Raw genomic sequence first — 10,909 nt, 5'->3', positions numbered from 1 at the left:
AATGGATATGTTATGGCAGGGGGGTTGTAGGTAAAACTACGACCCCTTATTTATTGAATTCTGTTTTTCCCACACATTTTTTATTCCTAAAAACTTAAGTACTTAATGGTAGTTAACTTTTTTCTTAAGACGAATAAAAGGGGAACAAGTATAAAGGCAAGGTCCCAATAGTCAACATCAATAAAGGCAAGTCCGGCCGCCAAAGTTGCAATTACAGGTTCTGTTAAGATTTGCTTTTTGGTAGCTCTCAAAGCTTTGAGGTCAACAGATGAACGCATTAGCCGATGTTTAGGTTTTGCGGGTTATTAAGACTCAAGTAAGAAAAAACACCTACCATTACCATATTTGCGCTAACAAATACCCGTATAGTCACATTTTCAGGAAAAAGCGATATGTAAGTATTCCAAAAAGGGATAAGCTCTTCCTTTAACACTCTTATAAAGGCCTCTGCGCCTCCAGACCCTATATAATCTATAGGATTAGAAGAAAAAAATGATTATCATCTGGTGGGATGAATTTAGGTGGGGTATAGTCTCTCGTTACTTAATCGGTTTTGGGTTTATGGCTTGTGCAAGAATATTGGTTGTAATGAGAACAAAAAAAGAGTCAAGGTTGTTTTTTTCATCGTAAGCTTATTGCTATACCTAAAGGCGGATGAAAAATTGTACTGTTACAAAAAAGGAAGAGCACATTAAATCAGTTGTGCAAATTCTATTGCCTTACTATTCTGATATTCGCCTCTTCATTGCCCATTCCACTATATTATGAAGTACATTTATAATCAGTGATTGGCGCAGGCAAATTCTATTAAAGGGAGTATTTTTCTTGCGGTAAATTACTAAAAGCTTAGTATTTTGGACCATTTTAAAACATACATAGTTATGGTTGTAAATCCAATACTATAAAAAATGGCAGCCTGCCAGTAATATAACCTTGTAGACCAATGCTTCCACATTTTTGTACCATATCCTTTTTGGGCATAGGTATTTGTCATTCTCCAAAAAACAAAAACAGAGAGTAAAAAAACCCCTAGAGCGATAAGTATTATCCACGTTTTTTCCATACTTCAATTTTTTAATACCTACTTAAATTACAGCCCTCCTGCTAATCGTTATTATTACCTTACCATGATTAATCTCTAATGCGCCAGAATTTGAGACGGCTTTGAAATCCTTCTCCTATAGATTTCCTTTCACTAATTTAAAAAAAAATCTATTAGTCTTTTAAAAAAGGTCGTACCCTTTTCTCTGCCTGCAGCGGTTTTTTAATAGACTTTCTTATTCTACCTTATTTACAATGTCTTTTATTCTTATTCTAAGCTCGGGCACCAAGGAATCTACAAACCAGGGGTTCTTCTTTAACCAAATATTATTTCGAGGAGAAGGATGGGGTAGGGGTAATTGATGAGGTAAATATTCTCGGTAGTTTTTTACGGTTTCCGTGAGGGTTTTTTTAATCGATTCTTCTAAATAGTATTTCTGTGCGTAAGTTCCTATAAGCAAAACCAATTCTATTTGATTCATTTGCCGGAATAGAAGTTGGTGCCATTTAGGAGCGCATTCTTCTCTTGGGGGTAAATCACCGTTTTTCCCTTTGCCCGGATAGCAAAAGCCCATAGGTACTAAGGCAAAGAGATTTTCATTATAGAATTCTTCTTTATTTACTCCCAACCATTCTCTTAGACGTGCACCGCTTTTATCATCCCAGGGAATCCCTGTCTTATGAACAATACTTCCTGGGGCCTGACCAATAACTGCAATTTTACTCTTTGCATTTACAGAAACAACTGGATTCACCCCGTTTAAAAGATAAGGGGCACAGACAGAACATTGTCTTATTTCTTCGAGTAGTTTATTCATATTACCTGTGAGATGACTAAGCTATAAACTTCATAGCCATTAAGTTACATTTCTTTTTTCAAAGGACGCCAAAATACCTAAAATAGGACCAAAGGCTAGGATGGTATAAATATACACGGGATTTGTAATTGCATACAGATGGTTTAATAACTGTATACTGATTATTGTTATCGAAAAGCCTATGCAATTTACAATAGTAAGTGCTGTACCTTGTATTTCTGCCATTGCATTTTTGGCCACCAGGGTTGAAAACAAAGGAGAGTCTGCAACTACTACCATTCCCCAAAAAAGAAGGAAAGCAAGAAATAGACCTTCCGATGCTAAGGTAAACATCCAGGGAGATAGCAAGCAGCAGAGAGCGGACAATAGTAGTGCTAACAAAGCTATACGTTTGGTGCCGGCAATCTGAGCTAAATATCCTCCTATTACACAAGCCAAGCCACCCATTGCTATGGTAAGGAAAGACCAGAGAGGAATATTAAAGATTGCCTCGGAATGACTAAAACTATAGGTTTTAAGAATAATGGGTACAAATGCCCAAAATGCGTACAATTCCCACATATGGCCAAAGTAGCCGAAGGCGGCGGATCGGAATTTTCGATTTCTGAAAACCCTTATAAAAGCAGATAGTTCTAGTCCATTTCCTGCTTCCCTAAAGGGGCCATTTGGAACCAACAGGAACATTAAAAAACCGCCAAGGACCGCTAGAGTTGAGGTTAATACCAATACAAATTTCCATGGATGCCCGGCCATTAATTCTTTCGCCAAATGTGGAAACGCAGTACCCAAAACCAAGGCGCCTACTAAAAAACCCAAGGATTTGCCTAATCCTTTATCATAATAATCGGCAGCAATTTTCATTCCAACTGGATAGATACCGGCCAGAAAGAAACCCGTAAAAAAGCGAAGTAAAAGAATACTAAGCAGACTATTAACCTCCAACAATATCCCAAGATTACAAAGGGATGCCAGAAAGGCACTCGTAAAAAAAACTTTGGAGGGGGAAAAACGGTCCGCAATTGTTAAGATGGCAAATACCAAGGTTCCAATTATAAACCCCATCTGTACTGCTGAGGTGAGATGCCCTAAAACATTTTCAGGCAGCCCATAATTTCCCACTAGGTCTCCCATCACAGCATTCCCCGCAAACCAAATAGACGTACAACAGAACTGTGCAATTACGATGATAGGAAGTATAAACCTAAGATATTTCATCCAAACCTTTATTCATTTGCCTAGAAGGTGGAATTAAGTATTGGAATACTAAATAGAAATCTAACAATATAAAAAGCGTACCTGGAAAAGTCCGTAGCGAACATCCCGTCTTTTTGTGAAAGACCTATATCCTTGGTATTCCGTAAAACTTCTGTGTTGTTCTTCCCTAAAACTAAATTCAATTAATCATCCTAATGGCTCATCATAATTCGCTTTGCTTCTGCTTCTAAATCAATATAAGGGGTTCCCTCAACCGTAACTCCTACGAAGCCAATTTTACCTCCACTAAACCTGCTGGGACTGGGATAGAATTCGCTTACGCCGTCGCCACTGTCATAGCCAACGCACAGCCCATCACCAGATAAGGTAAATTTGGCAGGTTGTGTTCTCATGGGTCCCTCTGCGACCAACTGCTCATCGATATACAATTTGGTGGTACCAAACGACTCTCCTTTGTCCCCTGCGCTTTCTCTGATGAATTCTACTCCTAGGGTGTATTTTCCTGGTTTTAGTTTTATAGATGATTCAAAGACCTGTTCGGGACTTATGCCTAAAAAATTATAGACATAATAGAGCTTGCTGTCTTTAATAAATAAGGAATGCCCCCCAAAACGAGAACCATGTGCGAATAGAACACCGGATGCTTCCTTAGTAATTTCAACATTAGCCAATATCTTATAAGAACGACCTCTAATATTTACAGCGTTACCCTCAGGGACGGGTGCTGCAAAAGGATAGTAAATATATCTGTCACGCGCAGGTTCCTGTGAAGGTCTTTCGATGGTTAAAATTTCTGCGGCACTTCTATCGTCTAAAGGCAATACATTATTCTTATCAGCTTCCACAAACCAGGCATCCACAAGTTCTTGTAATTTTTCTGGATTCTCTTTCGCGAGATCTTTGGATTCCGATCTGTCTTCTGCCACATGGTATAATTCCCAATCGTCCTGGTCGAAATTACCATCGCCGGATAAAGGAGCATGCACTGCGGCTGCTTTCCACCCTTCTTTCCAAATACCTCGAGATCCTAACATGGAATAATATTGTACTTTCTTTTGTGTTGGATCATTAGGCTTGGCATCGAAAGTATAAGCCATAGAAACTCCAGAAAGAGGTACCTGTTTAACCCCGTTGTAGACTTCCGGCATTTCCAATCCAATTAGTTCTAAAAGTGTAGGAACAATATCCACAGAATGGTGATATTGATGTCGAATTTCACCTTTTGCCTTTATACCTTTTGGCCAGGATATTACCAAAGGATCGTTTGTGCCACCTGCATATTGTGAATAACGCTTAAACATTTTAAAGGGTGCTGAAAACGCAGACGCCCAACCAGTTGGGTAATGTTCGTAGGTTTCCGGACCTCCGAGAACGTCTATGTATTTCATATTTTCAGACAATTCATCTGGAAAGTTATTGAAGAATTTATTCTCATTAACAGAGCCGTTTGGAGAGCCTTCACCAGAAGCACCATTATCAGCTGCGTACATTACAATGGTGTTCTCTAGTTGCCCACTTTCCTCTAAATAAGCAATAACACGCCCTACCTGGGCATCCGTATATTCAGAGAATCCTGCATATACCTCCGCCATTTTTGCAAATAATTTCTTTTCATCGTCATTTAAGGTATCCCAAGGTCTAACGTTATCGATGGGCTGCGCCATATCTTCACGCATAGGATTCATTGGAGTATTTACCGTTCCTTCCGGTAATATTCCCTTTTCAATCATTCTTTTCGTAACCCACTCCCTATATTCATCGTACCCGCCATCAAATTTACCTTTATACTTCTCAATGTATTCCTCTGGAGCATGATGCGGGGCGTGGTTCGCTCCAGGATTATACCACATATACCAAGGTTTGGAAGGGTTTGTAGCCTGTTGATCGCGTAAAATTTCTAATGCGTGGTCAGCAAGGTCTTTGGAGAGGTGATAACCATCTTCCGGGCCGTACTCCTGTTCTACAAAATGGTTGTCTTCAATTAAATCGGGATACCACTGGTTAGTTTCTCCCCCAATAAAGCCATAAAATCGATCCCAACCCATTTGAAGCGGCCATTGTTTTTTACTGCCTCCTGAAGCCACATCTTGTTCAGGAACGTTATGGTTTTTTCCAATCCAAAACGTACTGTAACCATTGTCTTGTAAAATCTTAGAAAAAGGTGTTACTTCTGGTCCCATTCGTCCATTAGCACCAGGAAATCCATCCGCCGTCTCGGTGATGCTTGCCATCCCATTAAGATGATGGTTTCTACCCGTTTGTATAGTAGATCGGGTAGGAGAGCACAAGGCCGTTGTATGCCATTGCGAATAAGTTAACCCATTGGCGGCTAACTTTTCCATGGTAGGCATATTGATTGCTCCTCCATAAGGAGACCAAGCCCCTAATCCAGTATCATCATAGAGGATGAACAAAACGTTGGGGGCACCCTCAGGTGCCGATTTTGGCGTGTATGCCGACCAATCGGATTTAGAATCTCTTACATCAAGACTTATTTCTCCTTTAAAGTTTTTTAAGGAAGAATTATTTTCTTTTTCTTCTTTACCTTGATTACAGCTCACGAATCCAATTAAGATCGTTGATATCCCAATTAGCTTAAATAAGCTCGATAGTGTTTGTGGTTCTTTCATTTGTTTTTAGTATATTTCTTTTTAGTCTTCTTCAGCGATTAGAACATCCCCCCGCTTAAATTCCAAATTTACTTATTGCATGGAAAGATAAGGATTTATTTAACTCACAATAAACATGGTTCAGATGTTTTTAAGAACTAATTAATTGCTCTTTCTTAAGATCCAATAAACTACAATAGCAACAGATAGAATATAGGATATTACCATAGCTATACCTGAAAAGAGTATTAAGTATTTCATCCACATGACTCCCTTAGTTAACAGATAGATGCCACCAAAGGTCATTGCAACAGAAACCATAGGTTCTAATATTAAAATAGTTCGCAGTGAGCCGCCAAGGGGCGTGCAGGACACTAAAATTCCCAGGATTAGAAAAAGCATGGAAAGGGATAACATATGCGCATGTACGATATTTAAAATTTGTTTTTCACTTTTGGCAAATTTCATTTCTGCGGCCTCTAAATCTTGCTCATTGCCTAAATAGTTTTCCTCAATCCCGGTAGGATTTCCCTCTGTGGTTAGGTTAACGAACTGCAAGGCAGATAAGAATCCGAGACTTGTTATTAGTAAGTAAATAAGAATTAAGGTTTTCATCTCCTTTGAAAAAGAGGTGATCGTAGCGCGCGTTTCAATCATAAGAATTTTCTTTCTTGAAGTATTTCTACACTAAATAAAATTTCGCTTATGGCTTTGGTCATCGATTTGGCAGAAATAGTTGCCCCGGAAATAGCATCAATGGTTTCACCATAGATTATCTCATGCTGCGGTGCTAGACCAACAAACTGTTTTAACCATCTTTGGCTGCCAATCTGCCGGCCATAGTCTTCTCTATAAATCAAAACTTTGGATTTTTTTATGCTAAAGTCCGAATTAAATAGTACCACATAATCAAAAACATTTTTCATACTAGGTGCCTGTCCCAAATACGCAAATCCAATGAGGCTGTCTTTATGAAATACTTTGAATAAATTATCTTCTCCTAGTGAAGAAGGGGTGATACTATTGGTTTCAGAATCTGGCAATACCGCCTCTAGGGCAAATTCTTCAATTGTATAGGAGGTCTTGATAGCCGCATAAAACTTTTGTTCCAACCTGGGTGAAATTTTATCGGATATTGTTCCAAAGAGCAAAAAGGCCATGCATAGCATGGCCAAAAACTTTAAGTACATATTATTTGCCTTCTAGTTTCTGAGGAAGGTCTTTCTCTTCCACAAATTTATTTAGTACTACATCAATTTTAGCCTTATCACTATTATTCATCTCTAGGGGAGCAAGATGCATAAAGAGAGGTTTCTCTTCCACTTTTTTCGCTAAGGTGAGATCACCTTCTCTAGTGTACACTTCAGACCAAGAATCTCTAACTAATGCCCAGAATTCGTTATGCTCTTTCCACCATTCCACGGCAAGCGCACATTTTTTATCAGCTACTTTAGTATAGATGTTCATTCCTTTTTCCTGTGCAAGTAAAACATCATTTTCCCCGTCTTTGCGGATTATTTTATCATTGTCTTGTTCATGTAACCATCCGTAGGATGTTATTTCTTGTCGGTTTCCTCGTTTCATTACATTGTAGTCTTTTCTTTTGGTGTATTCTCTTCTAGGAAGAGGAGAAGAGGCTTTGTTTTCCCAATAACTTTTGCCGTCAACATGCACCCAGGTGGCCGAACCAGAATACCGAGGACTGTCATCTACTTGGAACACCTTTTGTGTCCATTGTCCTTCTACCTGTTCTTCAGGTAAGGTTTTAAATATCCAATTGTTGTCCTTGTCATAGGTAAATACGTTTTGGTTCTCGAATTCCCAGTCTTGACGCCAGTGTTTTATAACCATGGTATCGTTTACAACCAACAAATGTTGAATGGAAATCTTGTTTTCCTCATCTAAAATGGGTAGGGCCAATTCCAAGGCAGAGGCGGTATAATCTAGTTTTTTTTCATAGTCTATTTCTGGCGCAAAAGTTTCTGTGTACTTAAAAGAAACATCGTAGCAACCGCACATAGCTTTGATCGCTTTTTTATCTAGTTCTTTTTTGTTTTGTGCATTTGTCCCAATAGTAAAAAGAATACTGAGGGCAAAAAAAATCGTTTTTGTTTTCATTTTAAAGGTGTTTGTAATTGGAATAAAAAAAATTAAAATTTATTTATTATTATTTAGACTGAATAAAAATAACTTATATATTTGCGACAAATTTATATAGAATGAGTCTAAATAAAAATAATATTTTAAATTATTTTTTAATATTTTTTTTGCAACAGGCCTTTGCACAGCAATCTTATGAGCAAGAAAATGACAGTATTCTGCCTCAAGATCTGGACGAAGTAGTTGTAACCGCTACGCGAACACTTAGACAATTATCTTCACTACCCTTGCCTGTGACTCTAATAAGCAAAACGCAAATTCAGCAAACCGGAGTAACCCGTTTAGATGAGATACTCAATGAACAAACGGGGATAATTATGACCCCTGATGCTACCATTGGGGGAGGAGAAGGAGTACAAATACAGGGTATTTCATCTGACTATGTACTTGTTTTAATTGATGGTGTCCCGGTAGTTGGCAGAAGTTCAGGGAATTTAGACCTAAGTAGGCTCGCTGTTGGAAATATTAAGCAAGTGGAAATAGTTAAAGGGCCTTCTTCAAGCCTTTTTGGTTCTGAGGCCCTCGGTGGCGTTATTAATATTATTACCGAGAAACCATCATCAGATAAAATTTCTGGACAGATATCGCATCGATTTGCGAGCTTCAATAACCAGAATACGAATATAAGTCTGGAGCAACGTCTTGATAAAGTGGGCTATTCTCTTTTTTTTGACCGCCTAAGTACGGATGGGTACGACCTAACACCATCCACAGCAGGACAGACGGTTAATCCTTTCGAAAACTATACCTTAAATGCCCGTCTTTATTTGGATATTACACAGGCTTTGGACGCTTTTGTTAGTGGCAGATACTTTACACAAGAGTTTCAACTAGATGCTGATATGAGCGAGGAGGAAGATGCTAATGTCCAAATACAAATTAACCATCAGGCTTCCGAAAAGGCTTCCTTTCAATATGAATTTTATTACACCAACTACAAAACCGACGAACGTATTTCAGATCCTATTGATGACGAATTATTTATAGAAAACAACTTCGATCAACAGTTGTTACGACCAGAAATTCGCTTTAATTACGCCTTTCAGCCAAAAAACACCCTCACTGCTGGCGCAGGAAGTAATTTTGAAAGTTTAGACCGCTCCCTTTTTGCAGAAAGGGTAAGCTTTAATTCGCAATACCTCTTTACGCAGTACGACTTTAAGCCATTAGAAAAGTTAAATCTTATTCTAGGAGCTCGATTTGACAATCATAGCGTTTACAATTCCCAGCTAAGTCCAAAAGTTTCCGCCAAATACGATATTAATCCCCAGTTTTCTTTAAAGGCTTCTGTGGGTAGTGGCTTTAAAGCTCCGGATTTTAGGCAATTGTATCTGGATTTTTCCAATGTTGCCGGTGGCGGGTATAGTGTCTTTGGAAAAGAAGTAGAACTTGCCGGAATACAACGGCTTCAGGCCAACGATGAAATTGCATCTCTTCAGGTTGAACTTTCAGACCTTGGAGAGCCTCTAGAAGCAGAGAGTTCTGTGGGCTACAATTTTGGACTGGTCTACAGACAAAATAAACTATCCTCGGAGTTAAATTTATTTAGAAATGACTTTAGAAACCTTATTGATACCAGAATTCTTGCCGCCAAAACCAATGGGCAGAATGTATTTGGCTATATAAATCGGGAAAGAGTTTATACGCAAGGAATAGAACTTGATTTAAAGTATAAACTCCTTCCCAACCTGGATGTTTCGGCAGGGTATCAGCTATTGTATGCCTATGACAAAGATAAACTACAAGCCATTGATAATGGAGAAGTTTTTGCCCGAGATCCCGAGACATTTGAAACTATCCGGATTACAAGGGAAGACTATTTTGGCTTAGAAAATCGCTCTAGGCATACTGTCAATTTTAAAGCCTTTTATGAAATTCCGAAATGGAATAGTTATGCCAATTTACGGCTTACCTACAGAAGTAAGTTTGGTTTAACAGACAGCAACGGAAACGACGTATTGGATACCTATGATAACTCCTTTGTAGAAGGTTATGCACTGGTAAACCTTGCTTTAGGTAAAACGTTTTTTAAACATTATCAGATACAAATTGGTGCCAATAACCTTTTGAACTTTCAAGGTACTAATCCTTTGGGAGCAGCAGATACTAATACAATAATAAACCCTGGAATACAATTATTCACAAAAATTAATATTCAATTTTAACCTTAATAACAATGAAAACTATTTTAAAAACACCCCTTAGAATCTTAGGAATTTTATGTGCCACTTTAAGTTTAATAAACTGTAGTAGTGATGACTCTGGTGAAACCATTACCGAGTTTAATATCACTTCTATTAACCCGGAAACAGGCATGGTAGGAACACAGGTTACGCTTACGGGAAGTAATTTTCCTTCCGAGGCTTCTGCAATAGACATAAGTTTTGGAGGAACCATGGCCAACATTATTTCGGCCAGTAGCACGGAAATCATTACCTCGGTCCCAGAAGGAGGATCTTCGGGGGAAGTAGAGGTAGTTGCCAACGGTTTTGCCAAGGTAGCTCCCTCCAATTTTACGGTATTATCCGAATTAGTAGCTAATACAGTACAGAATTTGGAAGCACCACAAACCGGAGGACAGGGCCAACCCATAGGAGGTCCTTTTACCAAGTTTAGTTTCGCAACCGGGGCCGTTACAGATTCTGAAACAGACTGGGATATTGCTTTTAGGGGAACTACCATAGCTGTAAATGGCGGTGTGGCTACCGGTACAGCAGAAGAACCAGTACGCAATGGAAATGCCGGAATAGCAATTGAGAACGGTATATTTTCCGATCTTACTTCTGCTGCAGGAATCACTTATCTTCAAGATGCCGATGGTAGTTTTGCCGTGCCTCAAGGCAGTGATGAAGGATGGTATAATTACAACCCGGCTACTTTTACCGTGACCCCCATTCCCGGTAAAATATTGGTAATCCGCACCCACGATGGATATTACGCTAAGGTGGAAATATTGAGTTATTACCGGGATGCTCCGGCACAACCTGATGCTTTTATGGATGAATCCAGAGTGTACACCTTTAATTATGTTTATAATCCAAACCAAGGAGAAACCTCATTATAAAA

The 10,909-nt window shown here is 38.8% G+C and carries 10 protein-coding genes; 2 read left to right on the top strand and 8 right to left on the bottom strand.

Annotation, left to right across the window (positions count from 1 at the left end; translation table 11 throughout):
- Positions 1-86: 86 nt before the first annotated feature.
- The 8 genes from PXG98_RS07775 to PXG98_RS07740 all read right to left on the bottom strand — a co-directional run bounded on the left by PXG98_RS07775 (position 87) and on the right by PXG98_RS07740 (position 7,801).
- Positions 87-278 (bottom strand): hypothetical protein, encoded by a 192-nt coding sequence (locus PXG98_RS07775; protein WP_276390105.1) that lies wholly within the window; start codon positions 276-278, stop codon positions 87-89.
- A gap of 560 nt (positions 279-838) precedes the next feature.
- Entirely contained in the window at positions 839-1,063 is a 225-nt protein-coding gene (locus tag PXG98_RS07770) for a hypothetical protein (protein ID WP_276390104.1), read from the bottom strand.
- A 214-nt stretch (positions 1,064-1,277) separates the two neighbouring features.
- A complete protein-coding gene (locus PXG98_RS07765; protein ID WP_276390103.1) occupies positions 1,278-1,859 on the bottom strand; it encodes a uracil-DNA glycosylase family protein in 582 nt (193 codons plus the stop codon).
- 39 nt (positions 1,860-1,898) lie between these two features.
- Positions 1,899-3,074: an MFS transporter gene (locus PXG98_RS07760; RefSeq protein WP_276390101.1), complete on the bottom strand. Its 1,176-nt coding sequence runs from the start codon at positions 3,072-3,074 to the stop codon at positions 1,899-1,901.
- Between the two features lie 191 nt (positions 3,075-3,265).
- On the bottom strand, positions 3,266-5,704 hold the full coding sequence (locus PXG98_RS07755) for an arylsulfatase (RefSeq protein ID WP_276390099.1): 2,439 nt from the start codon (positions 5,702-5,704) through the stop codon (positions 3,266-3,268).
- Between the two features lie 141 nt (positions 5,705-5,845).
- Positions 5,846-6,340: a hypothetical protein gene (locus PXG98_RS07750; RefSeq protein WP_276390097.1), complete on the bottom strand. Its 495-nt coding sequence runs from the start codon at positions 6,338-6,340 to the stop codon at positions 5,846-5,848.
- The gene (locus PXG98_RS07745; RefSeq protein ID WP_276390095.1) at positions 6,337-6,873 is read right to left on the bottom strand and encodes an FMN-binding protein; all 537 of its coding nucleotides are present in this window, start codon (positions 6,871-6,873) and stop codon (positions 6,337-6,339) included. Before PXG98_RS07745 ends, PXG98_RS07750 begins: the two co-directional genes overlap by 4 nt.
- 1 nt (position 6,874) lies before the next feature.
- On the bottom strand, positions 6,875-7,801 hold the full coding sequence (locus PXG98_RS07740) for a DUF6607 family protein (protein ID WP_276390094.1): 927 nt from the start codon (positions 7,799-7,801) through the stop codon (positions 6,875-6,877).
- Between the two features lie 101 nt (positions 7,802-7,902).
- Here PXG98_RS07740 and PXG98_RS07735 point away from each other — a divergent pair, with 101 nt between their 5' ends.
- Both PXG98_RS07735 and PXG98_RS07730 read left to right on the top strand, forming a co-directional pair.
- Positions 7,903-10,008: a TonB-dependent receptor plug domain-containing protein gene (locus PXG98_RS07735; RefSeq protein ID WP_276390093.1), complete on the top strand. Its 2,106-nt coding sequence runs from the start codon at positions 7,903-7,905 to the stop codon at positions 10,006-10,008.
- An 11-nt stretch (positions 10,009-10,019) separates the two neighbouring features.
- Positions 10,020-10,907 carry an IPT/TIG domain-containing protein gene (locus PXG98_RS07730; RefSeq protein WP_276390091.1) on the top strand — a complete coding sequence of 296 codons (888 nt, stop codon included), beginning with the start codon at positions 10,020-10,022 and terminating at the stop codon, positions 10,905-10,907.
- Positions 10,908-10,909: the final 2 nt, after the last annotated feature.

Origin of the sequence: Eudoraea chungangensis, from assembly GCF_029360665.1 — a bacterium.
Lineage (GTDB): Bacteria > Bacteroidota > Bacteroidia > Flavobacteriales > Flavobacteriaceae > Eudoraea > Eudoraea chungangensis.
Note: the sequence above shows the minus strand (reverse complement) of the source record. Positions and strands in the feature narration are given on the sequence as shown.

Bases quoted from the DNA above. Each gene is read 5' to 3' on its own strand.
- PXG98_RS07730 (WP_276390091.1), top strand. From the start codon at position 10,020: ATGAAAACTATTTTAAAAACACCCCTTAGAATCTTAGGAATTTTATGT.
- PXG98_RS07755 (WP_276390099.1), bottom strand. From the start codon at position 5,704: ATGAAAGAACCACAAACACTATCGAGCTTATTTAAGCTAATTGGGATA.
- PXG98_RS07765 (WP_276390103.1), bottom strand. From the start codon at position 1,859: ATGAATAAACTACTCGAAGAAATAAGACAATGTTCTGTCTGTGCCCCT.
- PXG98_RS07750 (WP_276390097.1), bottom strand. From the start codon at position 6,340: ATGATTGAAACGCGCGCTACGATCACCTCTTTTTCAAAGGAGATGAAA.
- PXG98_RS07745 (WP_276390095.1), bottom strand. From the start codon at position 6,873: ATGTACTTAAAGTTTTTGGCCATGCTATGCATGGCCTTTTTGCTCTTT.
- PXG98_RS07735 (WP_276390093.1), top strand. From the start codon at position 7,903: ATGAGTCTAAATAAAAATAATATTTTAAATTATTTTTTAATATTTTTT.
- PXG98_RS07740 (WP_276390094.1), bottom strand. From the start codon at position 7,801: ATGAAAACAAAAACGATTTTTTTTGCCCTCAGTATTCTTTTTACTATT.
- PXG98_RS07760 (WP_276390101.1), bottom strand. From the start codon at position 3,074: ATGAAATATCTTAGGTTTATACTTCCTATCATCGTAATTGCACAGTTC.
- PXG98_RS07775 (WP_276390105.1), bottom strand. From the start codon at position 278: ATGCGTTCATCTGTTGACCTCAAAGCTTTGAGAGCTACCAAAAAGCAA.
- PXG98_RS07770 (WP_276390104.1), bottom strand. From the start codon at position 1,063: ATGGAAAAAACGTGGATAATACTTATCGCTCTAGGGGTTTTTTTACTC.